The sequence below is a fragment of the Alterinioella sp. genome (genome assembly GCF_058343375.1).
Genome location: NZ_JBTUJH010000037.1, coordinates 39,756 through 64,575, shown reverse-complemented (window position 1 = coordinate 64,575; position 24,820 = coordinate 39,756). Strand labels below are relative to the sequence as shown.

Below are 24,820 nucleotides of genomic sequence, written 5' to 3'. Positions count from 1 at the left end.
GGCTCTCTTTTCGATTGCCAAAGCTCCTCAATGGCCCAAGGATGCGGACCATGCGAACCCCGGGGGGCTGATGGGCGAAATTTCGATACGCAAACGGATCTGGGGCTGGTTTTTCTTCGACTGGGCCAGCCAGCCCTATAACACGCTGCTGCTGACCTTCATCTTTGGCCCCTATATCAACGAGCTTCTGGGCGATGGCTCGGCGGCGCAGACGGCCTGGGGCTATGGGATCGGGGCGGCGGGGTTGCTGATTGCGGTCCTGGCCCCGGTCTTGGGTGCAATCGCCGACCGGTCGGGCGTGCATATGCGGTTCATCTGGTTGTTTTCCGTCATGTATGTGGTCGGGTCTGCGGGGCTGTGGCTGGCGGCACCGGGCGATTTCAACCTGGTGCTTGTGATGGTGTTCTTTGCCATCGGCCTGATCGGGATGGAGTTTGCCACCATCTTTACCAATGCGCTGTTGCCCAGCCTTGGGGCGCGCGGCGATCTGGGCCGGATTTCGGGCTCGGGCTGGGCGTTTGGCTATCTGGGTGGTCTGACGGCGCTGATTTTCATGCTGCTGTTTCTGGCCGAGAATGCCGCGACGGGCACCACGCTGATCGGGTGGGAGCCATTGTTTGGCCTGGATGCCGCAGAGCGCGAAGGCACCCGCGCCGTGGGGCCATTGGCCGCCATCTGGTATGCGGTGTTCATGATCCCGTTTTTCCTGTGGGTGCGGGTGCCGCCCAATCCGCGGGCGCTGCCGATGGGCCGGGCGGTGCGGGCGGCCTTGCCTGATCTTGTGGCATCGCTGAAGCACCTGCCGCGCAACCGCAGCCTGTTTGCCTATCTCGGATCGTCGATGTTGTATCGCGACGCGCTGAACGGGATTTATGTCTTTGGCGGCATCTATGCCTCGGGCGTGTTGGGCTGGTCGGTCACCGATGTGGGAATTTTCGGCATTCTGGCGGTGCTGTCGGGGGCGGTTTTCGCCTGGATCGGCGGCCGGGCCGACAGTTTGCACGGGCCGAAACCGGTGATCGTGTTCAATGTGGTGGTTCTGACGCTGGTGGGGGTGGCGATCATTTTCGTGTCGCGGACATCGGTGTTGGGGATCCCGGTGGCACCGGAATCCGCCCTGCCCGATATCGCGTTCTACATATTGGGGGTGGTGATCGGGGCGGCCGGCGGGGCGCTGCAATCGGCAAGCCGCACCATGCTGGTGCGTCAGGTGGCACCCGACCGGATCACCGAAGGCTTTGGGCTTTATGCGCTGGCGGGCAAGGCCACATCCTTTGTCGCGCCGCTGTCAATCGGGCTCATGACGCAGATCACCGGCAGCCAGCAGCTTGGCATTGCGCCGCTGATTGTGCTCTTTATAGCGGGGTTGATCCTGTTATTCTGGGTGAATCCGAACCCGGGAGAGGCGGAATGAAATTTGCCGGCCTGATGAAAATTGCCGCCACTCTGATGCTGGGGGCCTGCACGGCGGCGGGTGATGTTCCGGCCGGATATGTTGCCGTGCGCCAGGCCGACAGCCGCCCGGCGCGGCCGTTATTCGGAGGGATCACTGATGCCAGCCAAGGCCCGTCACGCGCCATTGGCGGCTATGCGCGCGGCTGTCTGGCGGGGGGCGAGCAATTGCCCGAAACCGGCCCGACATGGCAGGCGATGCGATTGTCGAGAAACCGCAACTGGGCCCATCCCGCGATGGTGGATTTCCTTCAGGATCTGTCGCGCTTTGCCGCCAGTCAACCGGGCTGGGAGGGGCTTTATATCGGTGATATCGGCCAACCGCGCGGCGGGCCGGTTTCGGGCCATGCCAGCCATCAGATCGGCATGGATGCCGATATCTGGATGCTGCCGCCGCAGCGGCTGGATCTGAGCCGGGCCGAGCGTGAGAGCCTGTCGGCGGTCTCCTTGCGGCGCGAAGGCGGGGCCTATGTCAATGATCGCTGGACCGAACAGAACTGGGCCATATTGCGCGAAGCCGCCAGCGACCCGCGCGTGGCCCGGATCTTCCTGTTTCCCGGTGCCGTGGTCTGGATGTGCGACAATGAAACCGGCAACCGCGATTATTTGCGCCGGATCCGGCCCTGGTATGGCCATGATGCGCATTTCCATGTGCGGCTGAACTGCCCCTCGGGTTCGCCCGGCTGTATTGATCAGGACCCGCCGCCGCCCGGCGATGGCTGCGCGCAGGCGCGCGAATGGCAGGCCAATATCCTCAACCCGCCGCCGCCGACACCGCCCGATCCGAACGCCCCCGCGCCACAGCCGCGCGGCGAACTGACCCTTGCCGATCTGCCGCAGCAATGCACGCGCGTTCTGGCCTCCGGGCAGTAGCGGCGCTGGCCGCATGGATCGCGCTGAGCGCGCCGGGTGCCGCACAGGAGGCCACCCTGATCGGGGCGCTGAACATGGCCTCCGGGCATCCGCTGTTGGGCGGGCTGTCGGCGATTGAAATGGCCCCCGACGGCGCATCCATGGTGGCGCTGTCGGATCGGGGGGCCGTGTTTCGTGCCGATATCGCCCGCGATGCCACCGGGCGGATAACGCGCCTGGACCTGATGCAGGCCGAGGAATTGCAGGGGCGCAACGGGCGGCGCGGGCCCTGGGCGGCGCGCGACAGCGAAGGCCTGGCGATGGCGGGTGATGGCACGCTGTTCCTGTCATTCGAGGGCGATCACCGCGTGGCGCGCTATCTGGGCGGCGGCATTGGCGAGGCGCTGCCGCCGCATCCCGATTTCGCGACATTGCAGGTCAATGCCGGGCTTGAGGCGCTGGCCATTGACGCAGCCGGTCGGCTTTATGCGGTGCCGGAAGATCCGGGCGCCGGGGCGCTTTCCTTCCCGGTCTATCGCTTTGCCGATGGCCGCTGGGACAGGGCGCTGAGCGTGCCGCGGATGGGCCGGTTTCTGGCGGTGGGGGCCGATTTCGATGATCTTGGCCGGTTTTACCTGCTGGAACGCGATTTCAGCCTTCTGTTCGGCTTCGCGGCCCGGATCCGGCGGTTTACAATCACCGAGGCCGGTCTGACCGATGAGGTCACGCTTTTGACCACGCGTTATGGGCAGTTTTCCAATCTGGAAGGGCTGAGCCTGTGGCGCAACGCGGCGGGGCGTCTCGTGGCCAGCATGGTTTCGGACGATAATTTCAGCCCGTTTTTGCCGACTCAACTGGTCGAGTTTTTGCTGCCTGACCAGGGTCGGATGATTCAGCTGTTCCGAGAACTGCTTTAACGCCCCGGTATATCGGTCCGCTTGGTGATGTCGGGCCAGGTGTCAATCACCGCGACCGCCTGATCTGCGGTTTCGACAAAGCGGAACAGATCCAGATCCTCGGCCGAAATGGTGCCGGCCTCTGACAGCGCCTCCCAGTTGATGATGCTGCGCCAGAAGGCTTCGCCGAACAGCAAAAAGGGCACCCGTTCCATGCGGCCGGTCTGAATCAGGGTCAGGGCCTCGAAGGTTTCATCCAGCGTGCCAAAGCCGCCGGGAAACACCGTGATGGCGCGGGCGCGCATCAGGAAATGCATCTTGCGGATGGCGAAGTAGTGAAAGTTGAAGCACAGATCGGGCGTCACGTATTCATTCGGGGCCTGTTCATGCGGCAGCACGATATTCAGCCCGATCGACACGCCACCGGCATCTTTTGCGCCACGGCTGCCGGCCTCCATCACGCCGGGGCCGCCGCCGGTGACGATGATATTGTCATGGCGTCCGTTATCGAGGCTGCGTTCGGTCATGATGCGGGCAAATTTGCGCGCCTCATCGTAATATTTCGACAGATCGCGCAGGGTTTCGGTGCGGGCGCTGGCGGCGTTTTCGGGGGATGGGATGCGCGCGCCGCCAAACATAACGATGGTGCTTTCGACGCCGTATTCATCCATCATCAGCTCTGGCTTCAGCAGCTCGAGCTGCAACCGCACCGGGCGCAGTTCGTCGCGCAGCATGAACTCATTGTCGGAGAAGGCCAGCTTATAGGCAGTGGCGCGGGTCTGGGCCGTGTCGGGCACCTGGCGGGCCGATTCCATGTCGCAATGGGCGTTGCGGAACGGGCCATCCCTGGGGTCGTCTTTCATTGCGCGTGTCCTTCGTGTTTACCTGCCTGGCAATGAGGCTATCGCGCGCGCGCAGCAGAGGGAACCGGCAATGCAGGATTGGACAGCAGAGATTGAAGCGGCATGGGCGCGGATCAACCCGCATCTGCGACAGACGCCGGTGATGGGGGCGCAACTGGGCGGGTATGATATTGCGCTGAAGCTCGAGCATCTCCAGCATACCGGCAGCTTCAAGCCGCGCGGCGCGTTCAACACGCTGCTCTCGGCGGATGTGCCCGGTGCCGGGGTGGTCGCGGCCTCGGGCGGCAATCATGGCGCGGCCGTGGCCCATGCGGCGGCGCGTCTGGGGCATCGGGCGCGGATCTATGTGCCGGAGATGGCCGGGCCGGCCAAGATTGCGCTGATTGAACGGGCCGGGGCCGATCTGGTGGTGATGCCGGGGGCCTATGCCAATGCGCTGGAGGCCGCGCGCGCCTATGAGGCCGAGACCGGGGCGATGCAGATCCACGCCTATGACGCGCCCGCAACGGTTGCCGGGCAAGGCACGGTGATGGCGGAATGGGAGGCCCAGGGGCTGGATGCCGATACCGTGATCATTGCGGTCGGTGGGGGCGGGCTGGTGGCCGGGGCGCTGGCCTGGCTGGCCGGGCGGCGCAGGGTGGTCGCGGTGGAGCCAATGGGATGTCAGGCGCTGCATGCGGCCCTGGCGGCGGGCAGGCTGGTCGATGTAGAGGTCTCGGGCGTGGCCGCCAATGCGCTTGGCGCGCGGCGGATCGGCGAGATCTGCCTTGATCTGGCGCAGGCCCATGCGCCGGTTTCTGTTCTGGTGGAGGATGCGGCGATCGAGGCGGCGCAACTGATGCTGTGGCGCGAGCTGCGTCAGATTGTTGAGCCGGCGGGGGCGGCGGCTTTGGCGGCGTTGATATCAGGGGCCTACGTGCCGGAACCGGGGGAGCGTGTGGCGGTGCTGCTTTGCGGGGCGAACCCGGCCAGTCTTGCTTTTGCCGATTGAGCCATTCACCCTGTCAGGCTATAGCCGTTTGACCCAAGGATTTCGGAGACCGACATGTCCAACGCACAGCTTGAAGCCGCCATCGAGGCCGCCTGGGAAACCCGCGACCAGATCACGCCCGCCACCAAAGGCGAGGCCCGCGAGGCGATCGAGGCGACGCTGAACGCGCTGGATGGCGGCGGGTTGCGGGTGGCTGAAAAACAGGCCGACGGCAATTGGCATGTCAACCAATGGGCCAAGAAGGCGGTTCTGCTCGGGTTTCGCCTGAAGGATATGGAACTGCAGACCGGCGCGCCGCAGGGGGGCAGCTGGTTCGACAAGGTCGACAGCAAGTTTCACGGTTGGGGCGCTGCCGAATGGGCTGCGGCGGGCTTTCGCGCCGTGCCCGGTGCCATTGCCCGCAAATCCGCCTATATCGCGCCCGGCGTGGTGCTGATGCCGTCGTTCGTCAATCTCGGGGCCTATGTCGATAGCGGCACCATGGTCGATACCTGGGCCAGCGTCGGGTCCTGCGCCCAGATCGGCAAGAATGTGCATCTTTCGGGCGGCGTCGGCATTGGCGGCGTGCTGGAGCCGATGCAGGCCGGCCCCACCATCATCGAGGATGATTGTTTCATCGGCGCGCGCTCCGAGGTTGTTGAGGGCTGCATCATACGCGAAGGATCTGTCTTGGGCATGGGCGTCTATATCGGCCAATCCACCAAGATCGTGGACCGCGAAACCGGCACTGTCAGCTATGGCGAGGTGCCGGCCGGGTCGGTGGTGGTGTCCGGGTCAATGCCGTCAAAAAACGGCGTCAGCCTGTATTGCGTGGTGATCGTCAAACGGGTCGATGCGCGAACCCGGGCCAAGACCTCGATCAATGAATTGTTGCGCGAATGATGTGGCGGTTTGGCGCATATCTGGCGGCGCTCGTGCTGGCGGCGGGGCCTGTCCTGGCAGAGCACACCGCGGTCACCTGCGTGCAGGAACAACTGGCCGCGGCGGGGTTTGATCCGGGCCCGGTCGATGGCTATCCGGGTCGGGCCACGCGGATCGCGGTGATCGCGTTTTCCGAGGCGCGCGGCAAGCTGGACCTGCCTGCCCTGACCGAAGATAACGGATCGGTCCTGTGCCGCCTGATCGGGGAGGCCGAACCGGAATTGCAGGTCTTCTGGCCCTCGGCGCGCGATCCCGTCCTGTTGACCGCCGCACCCGATATTCGCGACAATGTGCAAACCGAGATCATCGCCATGGCGCGCGAAACCTTGCGCCGCTTTGCCGCTGATTACGATATCCGGCTGGCCATGCCGGTGCGGTTCGTGGTGGCCGAAGGCGAGGCGGAATTTGCCCGTATGATGGCCGATAACTCGGACAGTAATTTGCTCAATATCGAGCAACGCGCGGTCTATCACTGCAATGATGAGACCGGGGTTTCGGGGGTCACCTATGGCACGCTGATCGGGATCTGCCTGGTGCCGGGACAAGAGCTTGGCCGTGGCGTGATTCTGGCCGCGCTGAACAACGTGGTGGCGCATGAGATCGTCCATAGCGCGCAGCGCCAATTGACCGGGCGGCCGCCGCGCACCGGCAGTTTTCAGGATTTCGTCGATCATCGCGGGCCGCTCTGGCTGACCGAGGGGTCGGCCACGATGATCGCCGAGGCGCTGGCAACGCCTGACGCCTATGCGGCCGGGTTTCTGCGGATGCTGGAGGACGAGCTGAGCGCCATCGGCTGGCCGGATCTGGCCCGTCACGAACTGCGCCCCGATACTGATCGCGAGACCGGCCAGCTTTATTCCGGAGGCACATTGGCGGTGGCCCGATTGCTGAGCCCGGACCCCGATGAATTGGCGCGCATCTTCCGGTTCTATGAGGCGATCGGGCTGGGATCGGACTGGCAAAGCGCCTTTGCCGATCAGTTTGGCCAGACCCCCACCGAGGCCTATCGGGCGTTTCTGGAGCTGGACCCGGGCAGCGGCCGGCCCGAGGTGAAAACCGCGCCAATGCCCGGCTTGACGCGCCCGGCACGCGGCTTGTAGGCGCAAGGCCATGGCGAAGGAAAAGAAACCCCAACTGGTCTATACGCTGGTGGTTCAGGTCGGTCGCAAGGCGGGCGACGGGCTGCCGAAAGGGGCCACCGGTGCGGCGCTGATGCTCTATGCGTCGGGCGTGGACGAGGCCGAGGCGGTGCGCGAAAGCGTGGCCATTCTGAAACAGGCCAATATGGCCCCGCTGGATGTGCAGGGCTATGGCACATTGGAGGAACGCCAGGCAGAGGGCCATGAGATCGGTGAGGATGAACTGACGCTGATGGCCCGCGCGGCGGATGAAAATTCGGTGATCGTGGCCCAGATGACGCCGTTTTTCGGGGATGATGGCGGCTAGAGCACGTCTTGGAATAGCTGAGACAGGGTGCATCGCTTGGACCGCGTTGAAATCTTTGATTTCAGGCAGCGTCAAGGGATTCAGGTTTTTTCGAGACGTGCTATAAGGCCGGATCGGCGGCCCTCCTCAGGCCGCGATGCGCCCATTGGCCCCCAGCAGCGCCAGGTAGGATTGCGCGGCGGCGCGGTCCAGGGTCGGCCAGGCGGCCTGTCGGTCATCCTCGCCCAGGCAGGCCGGTGATCTGCCCTGCGCCGTCAGAATATCGCCCAACAGCACCGATTCCAGCCGACAGCGGCCCGCAATCAGGCAGTCGTGATCATCCAGCAGGATATGGTGATAGACCCGGGTCGGATAGGTCATGCACAGCCGCGCCGAGCGGCCATTGACCAGATCGCCGGCACGGGCAAACACATGATCCTTGCCGAACAGATATTCGATATCCGGCCCGCTGAGCAGAATGCGCTGGTTGCGGGCGACGCTGGTGTCGCTGGTCAGGCCGAAATAGGGCGCGCGCATTTCAATCGGTGCGGTGCGGCCACGCGCCAGCGGTTCGGTGCGGCCGATCCAGCGAATTGGTTGCGGCCCCTGGCTGGCCGTATTGACCAGCATGCCGGGGCCCAGGGTTTCGACCATGCGCGGGCCATCGGGCGTGTCGACCGATGCGCCTGTGGCCAGGCCGGGCAGCGGCACGGGCGGCACGAAATGATTGGCAATTCCGGCGTGATCAATGGCCACCGCGGCATCCATCGGTGCCGGCAAAAGCGCGCTGAGGGCAGGGGCTTTCTGCGGACCCACGGGGGCCACCAGCCGGTCGCCGGTTTCGCAGTTTTCAAGGATCAGCCTGTCGGTGCGGCCCAGAACGTCCCAGGAGTAATGCAGGCTGAACCTATCGCCCGCAGACAGGAAGCGTATCGGCGTTTCATAGCGGAAAAACCCATGTTCGACGGAAACCACCCCATTGGGGTAGTGGATGACGCGAAAATCCTCGGCGGTTCCGGTGCGGCCCTGCCAGATGATCGTGGGCACCAAGCGGGCTGCGCGCAGCCGGACCTCGAAGGTCAGCATGCCTTGTGACAGATCCGGGGTGCGGATCGGCCTTGTCGGATGAATGAGCCGGGAGCTGTCCCAGATCGCAAGCCATGCCATATTAGACCATGCTCCAATTCAGATATGATCGGAGTCTAGGCGTGGAATATGTGCCGAGTTTTACCACAATGAGGAGAAAATGTGTTCAGCCAAGAAGCGCACGGGCCTCAAAACTGCGCAGCGACGGGCGCGCGGCGGCGCTGTAGCCTTGGCCGGTCGCGGGGTCGAGCTGTGGGAACAGGGCAAACAGTTCCGCCTGCACGGCATCGTCGAAACCGGGCAATGTCTGGGGTCCGGGCTGAAAACTTTCGGTCAGCAGGCCTTCGGACCAGATCATCTGATGGCTGTCAAAGAGCAGGTGGAAATATTCGACCTCGCCGCCCTCGCGGATATGGATCGAGCATTCATTGACCAGATCCTTGACCGCCACCAGCACTTCGTCTTCGCCAAACAGAAGTTGCGCCATGTGATGGCGGATCAGCACCCGATGCTGCGGTGACAGGACAAGCGTTTCATGCAGCCCAAGCGTGCCGCGTTCGATCACGACGGGGGCAAACCTGCCCGTCGCCGCCATCCTGCGCCGCCCGATCCAGCGCAAGGGCTGCGGGCCGTGGTCACGGGTCTCAATCAGATCGCCTGGCTCCAGGTCTTCGACCCTGACCTCGCCGCGCGTCGTCCTGATATGGGTGCCGGCCGCGAAACAGGGGATCGAGGTGATGGTGACAAAGGCGGAATCGGTGATCGCACCATCGGCGGCGGTGTAGGTAAAGTTGAACGCATCCGGCCCGGTCAGCCCGCCATAGCCCACCGGCGGGACCACTTCGAGAACACCATTGGCCAGCAGCGTCACCTCGAACCCGTTGCCAAGCGTGATGGTGTCGCCCTGCACGACATCCTGGCCGTTGATCTGGGTGATGACCATCGTATTGATGTAATCATCATTGGCCAGCACATCGACGGTGGTGGTCTGGCCCTCGAGCACGGTCTTGGAATCGTCCCAGGCCAGGACCTCGCCCTGAACCGAATCGCCGCCAATCAGAAGCGCGCTGTCATAGCTGCTGTCGGCAACATCGGCGATGCCCAGCTTGATGGTGTTCACCTCTCCGTTATTGACCGCAATCTTGACTGTCAGCGTAACAGTATAGCCATCCATTTCTGTATTGGCGCTGTCATTGGTGTTGTCCTGATAGAGCGTCTCGTTTGCGCCTTCATTGACGTTGTTGATCTGCGCAATCTCGAAAATGGGCGATGCCACCAGTTCGCCATTGATCCAGATGCCGACCGCGTCATTGAAGACCGATCCGACATATTCGGGGTATTCCTCGGATGCGAAGGTAAACTGGATCGAAATGTAATCGGTGGTCGGGATGAAATCCGCTTCCAATATCGCGGCGTCATATGTCTGCTGCCCCGCCGCCGCGTTGAAATCGGGGTCGTTATTGACGCCGCTCGTATTCGAGGATGTGTTGGACCGGATGTTGGGATCGCCTGAGGAATTGGTGAAATTCGACACCCGCCCGGTGGACAGGATAACGCCGGTATCGCCGGGCGTGACGGCACCCGAGACGCTATCGCCATCGCTCCAGATTCCCGAAGATCTGTTATCGCCGGAATAGGTCGCGTCGACCACGGTCACGCCGTCGCCAAAGATCTCGTTGGCCATATCCATGGCGCTGGCATTGGTTTGAATCGGTAATTCGCTGGCTGTAACCATGCTGCCTGTCCTCTGCCCATATCAGGCGGCAACGCATGGCAATCCTGTTGTTTTCAAGGGTGGATTGCCCGTGTATCGAAGGTCTTTTTGCCTTCGTGACCGCCTCAGTATTCTTCTTTTGCCCGAAACTAGCCCAGATTATGCCGCAGGTTAAGGGGGTTATGGCGCGCGGGCGTGGTCTTGTGTCCCTCGGGCCGCAGGTCTAGCAATTGCAGAGCCGATAGAACGCACCCCCGGAGCCTGCCTGATGACTGATCCGCAAAGCCTGACCACCGATCTTGTCCGTTGCCCTTCGGTCACGCCAGAGGAAGGCGGCGCGCTGGTGCTGCTGGAGGCGTTGCTGAGCGCGGCGGGGTTTGCCTGCACGCGGGTTGATCGTGGTGCGGTGTCGAACCTTTTCGCCCGGTGGGGCGACAAGGGCCATGCGCGCAGCTTTGGTTTCAACGGCCACACCGATGTGGTGCCGGTGGGCGATGCCGCCGCCTGGACGCACCCGCCTTTCGGGGCCGAGGAGGATGGCGGCTGGCTCTATGGGCGCGGGGCCACCGACATGAAATCGGGCGTCGCGGCCTTTGTCGCGGCGGCGATGGATTTCGTGGCCGATACGCCCCCCGACGGGGCGGTGATATTGACCATCACCGGCGATGAGGAAGGCGCATCCATCGACGGCACCGCCGCGCTGCTGGATTGGATGGCGGCCAATGGCGAGGCCATGGATATCTGCATTGTAGGAGAGCCGACCAGCACCGAGACTATCGGCGACATGATCAAGATCGGGCGGCGCGGCTCGATGTCGGCCTGGTTCACGGTGACGGGCAAGCAGGGCCATTCGGCCTATCTGCACAAGGCGCTGAACCCGATGCCCGCCGTGGCGACGCTGGCGCAGCGGCTGTCGGCGCATGTGCTGGATCAGGGCACCGAGCATTTCGATGCCTCGACCTGTTCGGTGACCACGATTGATACCGGCAACCCCGCCACCAATGTGATCCCTGCCGAAACACGGATGGTGGTGAACCTGCGGTTCAATGACAGGCATTCCGGGGCCGGCCTGACGCAATGGCTGCGGGCCGAGGCCGACAAGGTGGCGGCAGAGACCGGCGTGCAGATCGCGATGGAGGTGAAGATCTCGGGCGAGGCGTTTATCACCCCGCCGGGGGATCTGTCGGATTTGGTGGCGCGCGCCATCCACCGCGAAACCAACCAGAACCCCACATTGTCCACAACCGGCGGCACCTCGGATGCGCGCTTTGTCAAGGCGCATTGCCCGGTGGTGGAGTTCGGGCTGGTCGGGCACCGCATGCATCAGGTCGATGAACGGGTGTGGATCGCCGATATTCACGATCTCAAACGCATCTATACCCGAATGCTGCACGACTATTTCGCCTGACCGGTTGGGTCAGGGAATGCGGCCGGATTATCCGCATGACGGGATGCGCGCCCCATGCTAGCCAAGGGCCATGGCACGTATCCCCTCAAAATCCGAGATTCTCGACTGGATAGCCGAGAACCCCACCAAATCCACCAAACGCGATATTGCGCGCGCCTTTGGCATCAAGGGGGCGGCGCGGATTGACCTGAAAAGGCTGTTGCGCGAACTGGCCGATGAAGGCCATCTGGAAAAGCGCGCCAAGACCTATCGCGACCCCGACAAGCTGCCGCCGGTCTCGGTGTTGCAGGTGCTGGCCCCCGATGATCTGGGCGATATCTTTTGCCGCCCGCTGGAATGGCATGGCGACGGCCCGGCCCCGCGGATCCTGTTTTCGGCCAAGCCGACCGATCCGGCCCTGGGCGAAGGCGACCGGATATTGGCGCGCCTGCAGGAGGTATCGGGCGAAGATCATGCCTATGTTGCCCGGCTGATCCGGCGCATCGGCACCAACCCGCACAAGATTTTGGGCGTGTTCCGCAAAACCGCCGAGGGCGGCCGCATTCTGCCCATCGACAAAGGGTCCGACAAGGAATGGCAGGTCGAGACCGGGGCCACGGACGGGGCCAAGGACGGCGAGTTGGTTGAGGCCGAGCAGACCGGGCCCAAGGGCCGGATGGGCCTGCCACGCGCGCGGGTGATTGCGCGCCTTGGCGATCCGTCAGCGCCGCGCGCCGTGTCGCTGATTGCGATCCATGAACATGGCATTCCCGATGATTTCCCCGATGCCGTGATTGCCGAGGCCGACCGCGCCGAACCGGCCGGGTTGCAGACCCGCGAAGACCTGCGCGACATGCCTCTGATCACCATCGACCCATCGGATGCGCGCGACCATGATGATGCCTGTTATGCCCATGCCGATGACGATCCGAAAAACCCCGGCGGGCATGTCATCTGGGTGGCCATCGCCGATGTGGCGCATTACGTCCGCCCCGGCTCGGCGCTGGACCGGGAGGCGCGCAAGCGCGGCAATTCCAGCTACTTTCCCGACCGGGTCGTGCCGATGCTGCCGGACCGTCTGTCGGGCGATCTGTGTTCCTTGCATGAAGGCGTGCCGCGGGCCTGTATCGCGGTGCGCATGGTGGTCGATGAGTTTGGACAGAAAATCGGGCATCGCTTTGTGCGCGGGCTGATGCGGTCCACGGCGTCGCTGAATTACCAGGAGGTGCAGGCCGCGCGCGATGGCCAGCCGAACGCGAAAACCGCGCCGCTGGTCGAACCCGTGATCGGGCCTCTTTTTGCCGCCTATGAGGCGCTGAAAGCTGCCCGCGCCAAGCGTCAGCCGCTGGATCTGGATCTGCCCGAGCGCCGGATCGAGTTGTCGGATGATGGCACGGTCACCTCCGTCAGCTTTCGCGATCGGCTGGATGCCCATAAGCTGATCGAGGAATTCATGGTGCTGGCCAATGTCGCCGCGGCAGAGGAGCTGATTGCCAAACGCCAGCCGCTGTTGTTTCGCGTGCATGAGGAACCCAACCCCGACAAGCTGGCGGCGCTGCGCGAGACGGCCCAGGCCAGCGGCTTCACGCTTGCCAAGGGGCAGGTGCTGCAAACCGCGCATCTCAACCGCTTGCTGAACGCGGCAAAGGGCAGCGAATTTGCCGAGCTGATCAATCTGGCGACGCTCCGCTCGATGACCCAAGCCTATTACAGCCCGCAGAATTTCGGCCATTTCGGGCTGGCGCTGAAGGCTTACGCGCATTTCACCTCGCCCATTCGGCGCTATTCCGACCTGATCGTGCACCGGGCACTGGTCTCGGCGCATGGCTGGGGCCGGGACGGGCTGAGCCCTGAGGCGATCGAGGGGCTGGAGGACACCGCCAAACATATTTCAGATACCGAACGCCGGTCGATGATGGCCGAGCGGGATACCACCGACCGCTATCTTGCGGCCTTCCTGTCGGACCGGGTCGGGGCCAGTTTTGCCGGTCGGGTCAGTGGCATTGCACGGTTTGGCGTATTCGTGAAACTGGAGGAAACCGGGGCCGACGGGCTGTTGCCGATGCGCGCTTTGGGGCGGGAATATTTCCACCATGATGCCGAGGCGCAGACCCTGACCGGGGCCGATACCGGGCTGCGCATCGGCCTTGGCGCGCGGGTGGTGGTGAAACTGGCCGAGGCGGTGCCGGTGACCGGCGGGCTGACGCTGGAACTGATCGAGATCGAGGGCAAGAGCGTGGTCCAGGGCCACCGCCCACGCCGCGGCGCGCCGCCGCGGCGCAAAGCCGGGCAGGCGCGCGCCAAGGCGGCCAAGACCAAGAAGAAACTGCAACGCAAACGGCGCTGAGCGCCCGGCGTTCAGGTTTGGGTAACATCTCTTTGCGATGATCCCGGCGACAGATTGCCGATGCCACTGAGCGGGCCTTTTGCGGATGCCGCAACCGGGTATGATCTGATTGCTGGCAAAATGCAGGGCAGGGCGGTTATGAAAATTCTTCTCACACTTATTGGTGCCGTGCTGGTTTGGGCCGGGGCAGTTTCTGCGTCACCTCTCGACAGTTCCCTGCGCCCGGTCATGCGGCCTTTGTTGGGGCAGATGCCGGCGGCGGTATCGCTGGCCGCGTTGCGCCCGGTGATGCGCGGCGATGTCGTGCCCGTGATGCGCGTGGCGGCCCGGGTCGAGGTGCCGGTTGCAGCCTCGCTCTCGGAGGCAGGGTTTCGCGCCTGGCTCACCGGGTTTTCGGATCGCGCCCGGGGCGAAGGGATTTCGCAGGCCACCCTGACCCGCGCCTTTGACGGGGTGCAGTTGAACCGGCAGGTGATCGAGCGGGACCGCAACCAATCCGAATTTTCCCGCACCCTGTGGGAGTATCTCGATAGCGCCACGTCGGCGGCGCGTGTGTCCAACGGGCGCGCGGCCTTGGCAGAGTGGCACCAGACCTTGATGGCCATTGAGCGCGACTATGGCGTCGAGGCCGAGATTGTGGCGGCGATCTGGGGGCTGGAAAGCGCCTATGGCAGTTTTCGTGGCGATGTGGCGATCATCGAGGCGATGGCGACGCTGGCCTATGAGGGGCGGCGGCAGGAATTTTTCGAGACCGAATTGATGGCGGCGCTGCAGATCATCGAGGCGGGCGATATCAGCCCCGATAACATGCGCGGCAGTTGGGCCGGCGCGATGGGCCACACCCAGTTCATGCCGACCAGTTTTCTGGAGCATGCGGTGGATCGAAACGGCGACGGCCGGCGCGATATCTGGGGCGACAACCCGGCCGACGCGCTGGCCTCGACCGCGCAATATCTGTCGGCGAACGGTTGGGTCCATGGTCAGCCCTGGGGGCTGGAAGTGGTGCTGCCGGAGGGGTTCGATTATACTCTGAGCGGCGAGCTGGTGCATGAAGACGCGGCCTTTTGGAATGGTGCCGGCGTGCGGCTGGCCGCGGGCGGACCGGTGCCGGAACATGGGCCAAGCTCGATCCTTTTGCCGGGCGGCCATGATGGCGTGGCGCTGGTGATCTATGAAAATTTCCACGTGATCGAGGCCTATAATCCGGCCGATGCCTATGTCATTGGCGTCGGGCATCTGGCCGACCGCATCGCCGGGGGCGGTGCATTTGACGGCGGCTGGCCACGCGGTGACCGGGCCCTGAGCAGGGACGAGCGGTTCGAATTGCAGCGGCTGCTGACGGCGGCGGGGTTTTCGACGCAGCGCATTGACGGGATTGTCGGGCCGCTGACCATCCAGGCGGTGCGCCAGTATCAGGCCGCCGAAGGGCTGGTGCCGGATGGCTATGCCTCGGTCGATCTGCTGCGCCGGTTGCGGCGCGGCTGAGCGATTGTGCCCCCTCTGGGGGCACCCGGCTTGGGTGATCTTCCGAAGTTCTTCTCGTGATGCGTTGTCATGGGCTGGCGAGATTGTCGGCCATTCGTTTTCGGATATCGGGCGCGGCGGGGGATGTCGCTCTGCCTGGTTTGAGGTGGTTCTGCCGGCGTGGCGGTGGCGGGAGTATTTTTGCAAAGAAGAAGCAGTCGGGCTGAGTTGATATTGGAGGGCGTGCGGGTGTTGCAGGCGGGTCGCCGCGCGTTCCGCGCGTCGATCCGGGATATGCTTTTTGCGGGGGGCCGCCCATGTGGCGGTGTCGGGTATTGCCGGCGGTTCCTGGAATTTGGATATTTGTGGCGCAAAGAAGCCGGGGCTGTCGGGGCAGAACGGTAACCCATGTCTCCGGTGGTGATCTGGCCTTGGGTCGCGACCCCTGCCGTCCAGCTGCCATGACCGCGCATCGCGTTACAGGCCCCGGGGCTGAGGGCGGTTTTGCGTTGTGGGGGGACTCGACTCTCACCCCCGGCGCGGGGTAGGAGTCAGAACATATCAGGAACATCTATGTTGTCACATGTTTGACCCGCCCGCCTTTGACTCTGACGGTCCGCGCCGGATTTTGTCGCTGTGGTTTCCGCGGCTGGCGGCTGAACGGGTGCAGCGGGTAAACCGGGGGCTCAGCGATGCGCCGCTGGCGGTGCTGCGCGAAAGCGGCAATATGCGGCTGCTGAGCGCGGTTTCCGGCGCGGCGCTGGCGCGCGGTTTGCGGGTGGGCCAGTCGCTGGCGGAGGCGCGCGCGCTTTGCCCCGATTTGATCACCCAGGCCGCGGACCCGCTGCGCGAGGCGGCGTTTCTGGGCGTGCTGCGGCGATGGGCGGGCAAGTTTTCCCCTTGGGTCAGCGAGCAGGATCCGGACGGGTTGATGCTGGACCTCACCGGCTGCGCCCATCTTTTTGGCGGCGAGGCGGCGCTGTTGGCGCAGGTCGAGGCGGATTGCGCCTTGCTGCGGCTGACGGTGCGGGCGGGGCTGGCCGATACCGGCGGCGCGGCCTGGGCGCTGGCGCGCTATGCGGGGCAGGGGGTGGTGGCGGGCCGAACTGGCGATGCGATTGATCAGGAGGCGCGCGCGACACGGTCCCGCGCGGGCAAGCGGTGGCACTGGACCAGGGGCGGCGCGGCCCCGATGCGCAGAGCGGCAAGCGATGCCGGGCGGATCGCGGCACCGGGGCAGCTGCGCCAGGCGATTGGCGATCTGCCGGTGGCGGCGCTGCGGCTGGAGCCGGACGCGGTGCAGGGGCTGAACCGGTTGGGCCTGCGCCGGATCAGCGATCTTTTCGGCATCCCGCGCGCGACCTTGGCGCGCCGCTTTGGGCGAGGGGTGGTGCGCCGGCTCGATCAGGCGCTTGGCCTGGAGCCGGAGCCGATCACGCCGGCCCGCCCCGAGGTCCGGTTTGCGGTGCGGCTAAGCTTGCCGGAGCCGATTGGGCTGGAAAGCGATATTCTGGCCGGGCTTGACCGGTTGCTGGCGGCGCTGTCGGCGAAATTGGCGAGCAAAGGGCGCGGCGCGCGGCGGCTGCGGCTGGCACTGGCGCTGGTCGATGGCAAGCATCAGGTGATCGAGATCGGGCTGGCGCGGCCAAGCAGCGATCCGGCCCGGATCCGGCCGCTTTTTGCGATGAAGCTTGATAAGGTCGAGGCCGGGTATGGCATCGACATGCTGCGGCTTGAGGCGCATGTGACCGAGCCTGTGCATGCCCGCCAGATGACCGGCGGCATGGACGCGGCGGCAACTGCGGCGCGGCGGCAGGGGCAGGATACCGGGTTGGAGGATCTGATGGGCCGGATCGGCGCGCGGGTCGGGCTGGAGGCGATCACGCGGCAATATCCGACCGACAGCCACATTCCCGAAAAGACATCGAGCACGCAGGCCGCCGCCTGGACCACGCCCGCAAGGGATTGGCCGAAAGCCCCCCGGCCCCGGCCCCTGACGCTGTTTCGCCCCGAACCCGTGCGCGCCAAAGAATGCCCCGATCTGCCCGAAACCTTCCACTGGCGGGGCCGGAATTTCACCACCGCCAGCGGGTTGGGGCCGGAACGGATTGCGCCGGAATGGTGGCTGGATGATCCCAACTGGCGCAGCGGGGTGCGCGATTACTGGCGGGTGGAAACGGCCAGCGGCGAACGGTTATGGCTGTTTTACGCGCATGGCGGGGCCATTTCGGGCGGGTGGTTCTGTCAGGGCGATTTCGGCTGAGCTGCCTTCACCCCAAAACCACAGCGCCCGTTACCAGCCCACCGCCTGCCCGGCCCCGTTTTCCACGGCCTTCAAATAGGCCAGCCGCGCGATGGCGAAATCGCCGATGCCGAGGCCGCGAAATACGAAGGCGCGCCGCGCATCCGGGCTGAAATCGCCGGGGCCGTCGGTCAAAAGCGCCTTCAGATCGCCGGTCACCAGGCCCGGATCGACCAGCTTTTTCGGGCTGGTATCCTCCTGCGCTTGATCGTCGATGAATAGCGGGGCCAGCACCCCCATCCCCTCAGGTTTCCACGGCAGGCCCAGATCGGTGACGGTGGCAAAGGCCCCCGGTTTCAGCCAACGGGCATCGAGGAAGGGCTCGATATCATAGGACAGGGTGACCGAGGTCACGATCAGATCGGCCCCCTCCAGCGCGTCCTTGGCCGTGGCGCTGGCGGTGGCCTCCAGCCCCATGTCGCGCGCCATGGCGCAGAGCCGGTCGATATTGGCCTGACCCCGGCCAAAGGCGCGGATCGAGGTCAGGGGAAAGAGATCGGCGAACACGGCCAAATGGCTGCGCGCCTGCATGCCGCAACCGATGAAACCCACTGATTGCGCCTCTGGGTTGGCCAGACGCCGGGCGGCAACGGCAGACAGGCCGGCGGTGCGCAGACCGGTGATCCAACCGGCCTCTGCCACCGCCCGCAATTGCCCGGTTTCGCTGTCCTGGATCAGGATCGCGCCATCAATGCCGGGGCGGCCCCGGGCCGGATTGCGCGGGCTGACCATGACCGATTTCACCACTGTCAGGTTCGGGTCATCGGCGGCGGCCAGCGTTGTCATCATGTAGCGGCCATCGCCGGGCAGGACGGCAGATTTCGGCGTGGTCCAGATCTTGCCCGCCGCTTCTTTCAGAATGGCCGCCTCGATGGCATCCACAATTTGCACACCCGACAGGCCAAGACCCGCCAGATCGGCATCGGACAGCAACAGAAATTGGTCACCCGACATCGCGCCCCTCCTTTGGTTTCAAACCCGTAGGCTAGGCGCAATCAGGCCTCAGCGAAAGAGCAGGACGGGAACTTTGCAGGCCCGGATCATCGCGGTGGTGGTCGAGCCGATCAGCAGGCTGCGAATGCGCGAATGGCCATAGGCCCCCATCACCAGCAGGTCGAAATCATGCGCCTCGGCGCGCACTGCGATCAGGTTCTCGGGCTGGCCCTCGGCAATTTCCGAAGTCACGGCATAGCCCGAGCCTTTCAGCAGGGCCGCCGCCCCTTCGATGGCGCGTTTGGCCTCGGTCGTGGCGGTGCCCACGGTCAGCAGGTGAATGGCAAGATCGGTAAACAGCTCGGAGCGGGCAATGTGATTGACGGCCTTCAGCGCCGAGGCCCCGCCATCGAAGGCCACCAGCAGTTTCTTCACCGGCTGAAAGGCGCGCGAGGCGACCAGGACGGGTTTTGTCGAGGCACGCACGACGCGTTCCATGTTGCTGCCAAGATGCAGGGCCGCGAAATCGGCCCCTTCGCCGCGTTTGCCGATGATGACCAGATCGGCATCATCCTCGGCATCGCGCAGGGTCTCGACCAGATCACCAAGGCGCAGGCGGGCGGTGACCTCGACGCCTTCGGCACCGATCCGGGCCGCGGCATCCTCGACAATCGCCTGCCCACGCTTGCGCGCCAGTTTCGCCCTTTGCGCGTCCAGCTCGGCCAGTTCATTGAGCAGCGCGGTGCGCGCGCCAAGCCCGATATTGCCGCTCAGGTTGCGCGGATCGGCGGCTTCATCGCGGCGGCCAAGCACATGCAGCACCTCAACCGGCCAGCCCTTGCCCTTGGCGACCCAGGCGGCGTGATCGCAGACGCTTTCGGAATAAACCGAGCCGTCCACCATGGCGATGATCTTGCTCATGAGCGGTCCTCTCAATGTCCCATCAGGCGGTCCATCGCGCCCGGTTTGTCATGTTCGGCCAGCCGGTCGACAATGGTTTCCGAGGCCTCGTTCAGCCCCCTGATTTCAACATCGGCACCCTCGCGGCGAAATTTGAGCACGGTCATGTCCAGGGCGATCACCGAAGATATATCCCAGATATGGGCGCGGGTGACGTCGATAATGACCTTGTCGAGCACTTCGCCAAAGTCAAAGGCGTTGGAAAATTCATCCGAGGAGGCAAAGAAAAGCTGCCCGTGGACGTGGTAGATGCGGGTGGTGCCGTCATCCGAAAGCTCGGATGTGACGCTGAAAAGCTGTGCGATCTTGCCGGCAAAGAAGATGCCCGACAACAGCACACCGGTCAGAACCCCCATCGCCAGATTGTGGCTGTAGACGGTGACGAACACGGTGGCCAGCATCACGATGGAGGAAGATCGTGGATGATCACGCAAACCGGCGATCGACGACCACGAGAAGGTGCCGACCGAGACCATGATCATGATCGCCACCAGCGCCGCCATCGGAATGATCGACACGATATCGCCAAGCACCACGATCAGGATCAGCAGAAAGACGCCGGCAGCAAAGCACGATAGCCGCCCGCGCCCGCCCGATTTCACGTTGATCATGGATTGCCCGATCATCGCGCACCCGGCCATGCCACCGAAGAACCCGGTGGTGAAATTGGCCACGCCCTGGCCGATACATTCCTGGTTCTTGTCCGATTTGGTATCGGTCAGGTCATCGACGATCTGCGCCGTCATCAGGCTTTCCAGCAGGCCCACGGCGGCAACAGCGGCGGAATAGGGAAAGATGATCTGCAAGGTTTCCCAGGTCAGCGGAATATCGGGCAGCAGAAACACCGGCAGGGTATCGGGCAGATCCCCCATATCGCCCACCGTGCGCAGATCCATGCCAAAGATCAGCGCAATGGCGGTCAGCACCACGATGGTGACCAGCGGCGAAGGGATGGCGGTGGTGACATAGGGAAACAGATAGATGATCGCCAGCCCGCCCGCGACCATCACATAGGTCAGCCACGGCACCCCGATCAGTTCGGGCAATTGCGCCATGAAGATCAGGATCGCCAGCGCGTTGACAAAGCCGGTCATCACCGAGCGCGACACAAAGCGCATCACGCTGCCCAGTTTCAGAACGCCCGCTGCGATCTGCAACAGGCCCGCCAGAACCGTGGTCGCCAGCAGATATTGCAGCCCGTAATCGCGCACCAGCGTGACCATCAGCACGGCGGTGGCGGCGGTGGCGGCGGAAATCATGCCGGGGCGGCCGCCGACAATGGCGGTGATCACGGCGATGGAAAAGGAGGCATAGAGGCCGATCTTGGGATCGACACCGGCGATGATCGAAAAGGCGATGGCCTCGGGGATCAGCGCCAGCGCCACGACAAGACCGGCCAGAAGGTCGGCGCGGATTGTGCCGAACCATTCGACACGCATCCGGTTCAGAAAGTCCGGGGACATGAGGGGGAGGTCTCCGTCAGGGATATTTTCGCGTTTGGGCGCGGCATAGGCCGGGTTGCGGGTGTTTGCCACCCCCCGGAACGCAATTCGGGCACTCGTGGCAGGAATGGCTCAGTTCGTGCTGTCGCGGCTGAACAGGTAGATCACCAGCCCGATGGCCATGGCAATGCCAAACAGGCCGAACAGTTGGCCATAGGCCCGGGCCGGGTCACCATCGTCAGACAGCGCCAGAAAAATGGGGCCGCTGGCAAACTGCATGATGCCGACACCGCCGATGCCAAACAGGTTCATCAGGCTGATGCCCCGACCGACCAGATGGGCTGGGATGAAGCTGCGGGAATGGGCCATGATCACCGCAAAGCTGGCCCCGAAAAACCCGATCGCCGCCAACAGTGCGAAGGCAGTCCATTCGCTGCCCGCAGGCGCGAGCCACAGCGCCCCAAGGCACAGCATACCCAGGGAATTTCCCACCACGACGACCCATTTACGGGTGCCGAAAACCCGGTCCAGCGGCCCGTAGATCAGGTTGCCCGCCACCATGGCCAGCCCCATGACAAGCGTTGCGGTGCCAATACGGGTGACATCCGCGCCAAAGACATCCTGCAGATAGGGACCGATCCAGAGGCCGCGAATGCCCGCGGCGGGGGCGTAATTGACCAGCATCACCGGAAAGATCAGCCACAGGGCGGGAATGCGCAGCAGATCCATCAGCGAGCCGGTGATGCCGCCCTCCAGCCGGGCGGGATCGCGGACCAGCGCCATCAGCAGCGCCGCCACCGCCAGCGTGAGGCCGGCCATGGCCCACATCGTGGCGCGCCAGCCCATCGCCTCGACCGCCCAGGCCAGTGGCAGCGCCGCGCCGATATTGCCAAGCGACCCGACGCCGATGATCATGCCCGCGAATGTGGCAAAGGCGGCGGGCGGAAAATCACGCGCCAGAATGTAGTAGCTGGCCATCAGAACGGGCGAACAGCCAATGCCGATCAGCACCATCGCCACCGAAACCATGCCCGGCCCCTGCGCCACCGCCATCAATGCGGCCCCTCCGGCCCCGCCAAGCCCCAGCAGAACCGCAGCCGTGCGGCGCGGCCCGATATGGTCCAGCGCCCAGCCCACCGGGATCTGCATCGCCGCGAAGGTCACGAACCACAGGCCCGACGCCATCGCCAGATCATCCGGCCCGGCCCCGATCTGGGTATCGAGAACCGGTGACAGAACCGCCAGAAAGGCGCGATAGAACTGGCTGAGCACATAGCCCAGAACAAGGGCGATCAATCCGATGGGCATGACGGGCCTTTGGCAGTGAAAAACCGCTGCACCGTGCCTTTGGCTCGGGCCGGGCGCAAGCGGCAATTAATCCCAAGTAATTTTGTCAGATAATCTTGACGTGGGAATATGGCGGTGTATCAAGACGCTGAAAGCCTGAGTCTTTCAATCAATTATCAACAACCGGACCAAGCCCATGAAATTGACTCTGACAATGCTTCTGGCAACCACCCTGATGACCGGTATCGGTCAGGCGCAGGAGCTGAACCTCTATTCCTCGCGCCATTACGAGACCGATGAACGGCTCTATTCCGAGTTCACCGATGCCACCGGCATCACCATCAACCGGATCGAAGGCAATGCCGATGAATTGATCGCGCGGATGCAGGCGGAGGGCAGAAATTCGCCCGCCGATGTGCTGCTGACGGTCGATTCCTCGCGCCTGCAACGCGCCGCCGAGGCCGGGCTGTTACAGGCGGTCGAAAGCGCGGTGCTCGAGGCCCGCATTCCGGCGAATTTGCAGGATAACGACAACCGGTGGTTCGGCTTTTCGCAACGCGCCCGGATCATCTTTTACAACACCGACACCGTGCAAAACCCGCCCATGACCTATGCCGATCTGGCCGATCCGGCCTATGCGGGGCTGGTCTGTATCCGGTCCTCGAGCAACATGTATAACCAGACCCTGCTGGCTGCGATCGTGACCAATGAGGGCGAACAGGCGGCGCGGGACTGGGCGCAGGGGGTGGTGAGCAATTTCGCCCGCTCGCCGCAGGGCGGTGATACCGATCAGATCCGCGGCGTGGTGTCGGGCGAATGCGGCATTGCCGTTTCCAACAGCTACTATTTTTCCCGCGCCCTGCGCCGCGAGGTCGAGGGCGTGAGCGACGCTATCGACATGATCGGATGGGTGTTTCCAGATCAGGAGGGCAACGGTGCCCATATGAACCTGTCGGGCGGCGGCGTGGCGGCCTATGCGCCGAACCGCGATGCGGCTGTCTTGTTTCTGGAATATCTGGCATCGGATCAGGCGCAGGAATATTTCTCGGCCGGGAATGACGAATATCCGGTGGTGGAAGGTGTGGCGCTTGCGCCATCCGTGGCGGCGCTTGGCGATTTTGAAGCCGATACGGTCAACCTGTCGGATGTGGCCGATAACATCCCCACCGCGCAGCGCATCTTCAACGCGGTCGGCTGGCCTTAAACGAGCCCGCCTGTTCCGCCTCTATGCCGCGCGCCCGACCGCGGCTGCCAGCACCGGGCGCCGCAGGGCTGCGATATGGCGGGCTTCTTCGGTCCGGCCCTGTTTCAGAAGCGCCGTCAGTAACGCAAGTTCCAGCAGATCTCGCTGCGCCCGGCTGCCGCCGATCCGGGCGTGATCGGCCATTGCGGCGGTCAGATGGTCGGTGGCCGCTGCCCAATTGCCATCCGCGATCCGGGCAAAGCCTTTGGCCAGATCCGGCACCAGATCGGCGGCCGGGCCTTTCGGCGCGGTGATGATCTGTGACAGGGCCTCGGCATTGCCGGCCATGGCATGGGCCAGGGCGGCGTGGATATCGACAAAGGCATTGCCGGATTTCGCAAACCAACGCGTCGCGTAATCGCTGATCTGGTGCCAGCGTTCCGGAGCCACGGTGACGCCCGCCGCCTCGGCCCGGAACAAAAGCGACGCGGTATCGGTCAGCACATTGATCGGCAGCGCCTTGCAGGTATCGGGGGCCACATCGGCATCCATGATCGCCCACATCGTGGCCTCATCGCCCTGATCCAATGACCACAGCGCAACATGCCAGGACAGATGCCCGTGCAGCACCGCGTTGCGGTCATGGGCACCAACCCAGTTGGCCAGATAGCTGCGCCCGGCACCGGTATCGCCTGTCTCATAGAGGATATGGCTGCGCACATGGGCGCCATTGGCATTGTCGGGATTGATCGCCAGTGAGCGATCGATATAACTGCTGGCCTTGGCCAATTGCCCGGTTTCGCACAGGGCAAAGGCATATTGGCTGAGGCACCACCAATCCTCGCCGTAATGTGGCAGCAGCGATGCGTTATAGGCCAGCAATTCAGCTTCGCGGCCCGGTTGCCCGGAAAACCCGATCAGACCGAATACCGAACTGCAGGTCTGCGCCAGAACCGCGTCGCGCGGGTGATCGGCGACATGGGCGCGGATGGCGGTGTAAGCCGCGGGGGTCTTGCCGTCGATCAACAGGCCCATGGCGTGGATATGCCCGGCCTCACGGGGGGTGATGCCACCGGTCAGGTCGCGGGCGGTGTTTATCGCATCCCTGGCACCGGCCATGTCGCCGCTGAACTGGCGGGCACGGGCCAGCCCGGCATGGCCAAGCGCAAAGCCCGCGTCATGGGCCACGCTTTGCGCGAAGGCATCGACCATTTCCGCCTCGGCCCCAAGCAGGCGGTGCTGCCCGGTTCGGAAGGCATCGGCTGCATCGGCGGAACGGGTCGAAATCGGCAGATCATACATGTCGGTTTGCATT

20 protein-coding genes are annotated in these 24,820 nt (G+C 64.1%); 12 read left to right on the top strand and 8 right to left on the bottom strand.

Annotation, left to right across the window (positions count from 1 at the left end; translation table 11 throughout):
• Nucleotides 1–70 precede the first annotated feature (70 nt).
• The 3 genes from ACW8PS_RS06345 to ACW8PS_RS06335 are packed head-to-tail and all read left to right on the top strand — an operon-like array spanning nucleotide 71 to nucleotide 3,221.
• Nucleotides 71–1,414: an MFS transporter gene (locus tag ACW8PS_RS06345; RefSeq protein WP_491526476.1), complete on the top strand. Its 1,344-nt coding sequence runs from the start codon at nucleotides 71–73 to the stop codon at nucleotides 1,412–1,414.
• The gene (mepA, locus tag ACW8PS_RS06340) at nucleotides 1,411–2,325 is read left to right on the top strand and encodes a penicillin-insensitive murein endopeptidase (RefSeq protein ID WP_491526475.1); all 915 of its coding nucleotides are present in this window, start codon (nucleotides 1,411–1,413) and stop codon (nucleotides 2,323–2,325) included. Before ACW8PS_RS06345 ends, mepA begins: the two co-directional genes overlap by 4 nt.
• The gene (locus ACW8PS_RS06335; protein WP_491526474.1) at nucleotides 2,295–3,221 is read left to right on the top strand and encodes an esterase-like activity of phytase family protein; all 927 of its coding nucleotides are present in this window, start codon (nucleotides 2,295–2,297) and stop codon (nucleotides 3,219–3,221) included. The genes mepA and ACW8PS_RS06335 overlap by 31 nt, the downstream gene beginning before the upstream one ends.
• Here ACW8PS_RS06335 and ACW8PS_RS06330 read toward each other — a convergent pair.
• Nucleotides 3,218–4,063: an LOG family protein gene (locus ACW8PS_RS06330; RefSeq protein ID WP_491526473.1), complete on the bottom strand. Its 846-nt coding sequence runs from the start codon at nucleotides 4,061–4,063 to the stop codon at nucleotides 3,218–3,220. The two genes, ACW8PS_RS06335 and ACW8PS_RS06330, sit on opposite strands and share 4 nt — an antisense overlap.
• 70 nt (nucleotides 4,064–4,133) lie before the next feature.
• Here ACW8PS_RS06330 and ACW8PS_RS06325 point away from each other — a divergent pair, with 70 nt between their 5' ends.
• Genes ACW8PS_RS06325 through ACW8PS_RS06310 form a run of 4 tightly spaced genes read left to right on the top strand, consistent with a single transcriptional unit; the run spans nucleotide 4,134 to nucleotide 7,421 of the window.
• Entirely contained in the window at nucleotides 4,134–5,054 is a 921-nt protein-coding gene (locus tag ACW8PS_RS06325; RefSeq protein WP_491526472.1) for a threonine/serine dehydratase, read from the top strand.
• Nucleotides 5,055–5,108: 54 nt separating this feature from the next.
• A complete protein-coding gene (gene dapD, locus ACW8PS_RS06320; protein ID WP_491526471.1) occupies nucleotides 5,109–5,936 on the top strand; it encodes a 2,3,4,5-tetrahydropyridine-2,6-dicarboxylate N-succinyltransferase in 828 nt (275 codons plus the stop codon).
• Nucleotides 5,933–7,075, top strand: a complete 1,143-nt coding sequence (locus tag ACW8PS_RS06315; protein WP_491526470.1) for a peptidoglycan-binding domain-containing protein — start codon at nucleotides 5,933–5,935, stop codon at nucleotides 7,073–7,075. The genes dapD and ACW8PS_RS06315 overlap by 4 nt, the downstream gene beginning before the upstream one ends.
• Before the next feature lie 10 nt (nucleotides 7,076–7,085).
• Nucleotides 7,086–7,421 carry a DUF8846 family protein gene (locus ACW8PS_RS06310; RefSeq protein ID WP_491526469.1) on the top strand — a complete coding sequence of 112 codons (336 nt, stop codon included), beginning with the start codon at nucleotides 7,086–7,088 and terminating at the stop codon, nucleotides 7,419–7,421.
• Between the two features lie 126 nt (nucleotides 7,422–7,547).
• On the opposite strand, the gene ACW8PS_RS06305 is transcribed toward ACW8PS_RS06310, so the two are convergent.
• Nucleotides 7,548–8,567, bottom strand: a complete 1,020-nt coding sequence (locus ACW8PS_RS06305) for a Hint domain-containing protein (protein ID WP_491526468.1) — start codon at nucleotides 8,565–8,567, stop codon at nucleotides 7,548–7,550.
• An 85-nt stretch (nucleotides 8,568–8,652) separates the two neighbouring features.
• Nucleotides 8,653–10,221 (bottom strand): choice-of-anchor L domain-containing protein, encoded by a 1,569-nt coding sequence (locus tag ACW8PS_RS06300; RefSeq protein WP_491526467.1) that lies wholly within the window; start codon nucleotides 10,219–10,221, stop codon nucleotides 8,653–8,655.
• 247 nt (nucleotides 10,222–10,468) lie between these two features.
• Here ACW8PS_RS06300 and dapE point away from each other — a divergent pair, with 247 nt between their 5' ends.
• The 4 genes from dapE (at nucleotide 10,469) to ACW8PS_RS06280 (ending at nucleotide 17,661) form a co-directional block, all read left to right on the top strand.
• Nucleotides 10,469–11,608, top strand: coding sequence for a succinyl-diaminopimelate desuccinylase (gene dapE / locus ACW8PS_RS06295; protein WP_491526466.1), 1,140 nt, complete (start codon nucleotides 10,469–10,471; stop codon nucleotides 11,606–11,608).
• A gap of 70 nt (nucleotides 11,609–11,678) precedes the next feature.
• Entirely contained in the window at nucleotides 11,679–13,934 is a 2,256-nt protein-coding gene (gene rnr / locus ACW8PS_RS06290; protein ID WP_491526465.1) for a ribonuclease R, read from the top strand.
• A 138-nt stretch (nucleotides 13,935–14,072) separates the two neighbouring features.
• Nucleotides 14,073–15,419, top strand: coding sequence for a lytic murein transglycosylase (locus tag ACW8PS_RS06285; RefSeq protein WP_491526464.1), 1,347 nt, complete (start codon nucleotides 14,073–14,075; stop codon nucleotides 15,417–15,419).
• A gap of 562 nt (nucleotides 15,420–15,981) precedes the next feature.
• Nucleotides 15,982–17,661 carry a DUF6504 family protein gene (locus ACW8PS_RS06280; protein ID WP_491526463.1) on the top strand — a complete coding sequence of 560 codons (1,680 nt, stop codon included), beginning with the start codon at nucleotides 15,982–15,984 and terminating at the stop codon, nucleotides 17,659–17,661.
• 30 nt (nucleotides 17,662–17,691) lie between these two features.
• Here ACW8PS_RS06280 and ACW8PS_RS06275 read toward each other — a convergent pair whose 3' ends face one another.
• The 4 genes from ACW8PS_RS06275 to ACW8PS_RS06260 all read right to left on the bottom strand — a co-directional run bounded on the left by ACW8PS_RS06275 (nucleotide 17,692) and on the right by ACW8PS_RS06260 (nucleotide 22,343).
• Nucleotides 17,692–18,654 carry an ornithine cyclodeaminase family protein gene (locus ACW8PS_RS06275; RefSeq protein WP_491526462.1) on the bottom strand — a complete coding sequence of 321 codons (963 nt, stop codon included), beginning with the start codon at nucleotides 18,652–18,654 and terminating at the stop codon, nucleotides 17,692–17,694.
• Nucleotides 18,655–18,702: 48 nt separating this feature from the next.
• The gene (locus ACW8PS_RS06270) at nucleotides 18,703–19,554 is read right to left on the bottom strand and encodes a universal stress protein (protein WP_491526461.1); all 852 of its coding nucleotides are present in this window, start codon (nucleotides 19,552–19,554) and stop codon (nucleotides 18,703–18,705) included.
• Between the two features lie 11 nt (nucleotides 19,555–19,565).
• The gene (locus tag ACW8PS_RS06265) at nucleotides 19,566–21,056 is read right to left on the bottom strand and encodes a SulP family inorganic anion transporter (protein ID WP_491526460.1); all 1,491 of its coding nucleotides are present in this window, start codon (nucleotides 21,054–21,056) and stop codon (nucleotides 19,566–19,568) included.
• Nucleotides 21,057–21,167: 111 nt separating this feature from the next.
• Entirely contained in the window at nucleotides 21,168–22,343 is a 1,176-nt protein-coding gene (locus tag ACW8PS_RS06260) for an MFS transporter (protein WP_491526459.1), read from the bottom strand.
• 175 nt (nucleotides 22,344–22,518) lie between these two features.
• On the opposite strand from ACW8PS_RS06260, the gene ACW8PS_RS06255 reads away from it, so the two are divergent.
• Complete coding sequence (locus ACW8PS_RS06255; protein ID WP_491526458.1) at nucleotides 22,519–23,526, top strand: extracellular solute-binding protein; 1,008 nt, start codon at nucleotides 22,519–22,521, stop codon at nucleotides 23,524–23,526.
• Nucleotides 23,527–23,547: 21 nt separating this feature from the next.
• Here ACW8PS_RS06255 and ACW8PS_RS06250 read toward each other — a convergent pair whose 3' ends face one another.
• Nucleotides 23,548–24,819, bottom strand: coding sequence for a tetratricopeptide repeat protein (locus tag ACW8PS_RS06250; protein WP_491526456.1), 1,272 nt, complete (start codon nucleotides 24,817–24,819; stop codon nucleotides 23,548–23,550).
• Between the last annotated feature and the right edge of the window lies 1 nt (nucleotide 24,820).

What these genes read in the sequence shown, in the direction of transcription:
- ACW8PS_RS06345 (WP_491526476.1), top strand. Translation starts at nt 71, where the DNA reads ATGGGCGAAATTTCGATACGCAAACGGATCTGGGGCTGGTTTTTCTTC.
- mepA (WP_491526475.1), top strand. Translation starts at nt 1,411, where the DNA reads ATGAAATTTGCCGGCCTGATGAAAATTGCCGCCACTCTGATGCTGGGG.
- ACW8PS_RS06335 (WP_491526474.1), top strand. Translation starts at nt 2,295, where the DNA reads ATGCACGCGCGTTCTGGCCTCCGGGCAGTAGCGGCGCTGGCCGCATGG.
- ACW8PS_RS06330 (WP_491526473.1), bottom strand. Translation starts at nt 4,063, where the DNA reads ATGAAAGACGACCCCAGGGATGGCCCGTTCCGCAACGCCCATTGCGAC.
- ACW8PS_RS06325 (WP_491526472.1), top strand. Translation starts at nt 4,134, where the DNA reads ATGCAGGATTGGACAGCAGAGATTGAAGCGGCATGGGCGCGGATCAAC.
- dapD (WP_491526471.1), top strand. Translation starts at nt 5,109, where the DNA reads ATGTCCAACGCACAGCTTGAAGCCGCCATCGAGGCCGCCTGGGAAACC.
- ACW8PS_RS06315 (WP_491526470.1), top strand. Translation starts at nt 5,933, where the DNA reads ATGATGTGGCGGTTTGGCGCATATCTGGCGGCGCTCGTGCTGGCGGCG.
- ACW8PS_RS06310 (WP_491526469.1), top strand. Translation starts at nt 7,086, where the DNA reads ATGGCGAAGGAAAAGAAACCCCAACTGGTCTATACGCTGGTGGTTCAG.
- ACW8PS_RS06305 (WP_491526468.1), bottom strand. Translation starts at nt 8,567, where the DNA reads ATGGCATGGCTTGCGATCTGGGACAGCTCCCGGCTCATTCATCCGACA.
- ACW8PS_RS06300 (WP_491526467.1), bottom strand. Translation starts at nt 10,221, where the DNA reads ATGGTTACAGCCAGCGAATTACCGATTCAAACCAATGCCAGCGCCATG.
- dapE (WP_491526466.1), top strand. Translation starts at nt 10,469, where the DNA reads ATGACTGATCCGCAAAGCCTGACCACCGATCTTGTCCGTTGCCCTTCG.
- rnr (WP_491526465.1), top strand. Translation starts at nt 11,679, where the DNA reads ATGGCACGTATCCCCTCAAAATCCGAGATTCTCGACTGGATAGCCGAG.
- ACW8PS_RS06285 (WP_491526464.1), top strand. Translation starts at nt 14,073, where the DNA reads ATGAAAATTCTTCTCACACTTATTGGTGCCGTGCTGGTTTGGGCCGGG.
- ACW8PS_RS06280 (WP_491526463.1), top strand. Translation starts at nt 15,982, where the DNA reads ATGTTTGACCCGCCCGCCTTTGACTCTGACGGTCCGCGCCGGATTTTG.
- ACW8PS_RS06275 (WP_491526462.1), bottom strand. Translation starts at nt 18,654, where the DNA reads ATGTCGGGTGACCAATTTCTGTTGCTGTCCGATGCCGATCTGGCGGGT.
- ACW8PS_RS06270 (WP_491526461.1), bottom strand. Translation starts at nt 19,554, where the DNA reads ATGAGCAAGATCATCGCCATGGTGGACGGCTCGGTTTATTCCGAAAGC.
- ACW8PS_RS06265 (WP_491526460.1), bottom strand. Translation starts at nt 21,056, where the DNA reads ATGTCCCCGGACTTTCTGAACCGGATGCGTGTCGAATGGTTCGGCACA.
- ACW8PS_RS06260 (WP_491526459.1), bottom strand. Translation starts at nt 22,343, where the DNA reads ATGCCCATCGGATTGATCGCCCTTGTTCTGGGCTATGTGCTCAGCCAG.
- ACW8PS_RS06255 (WP_491526458.1), top strand. Translation starts at nt 22,519, where the DNA reads ATGAAATTGACTCTGACAATGCTTCTGGCAACCACCCTGATGACCGGT.
- ACW8PS_RS06250 (WP_491526456.1), bottom strand. Translation starts at nt 24,819, where the DNA reads ATGCAAACCGACATGTATGATCTGCCGATTTCGACCCGTTCCGCCGAT.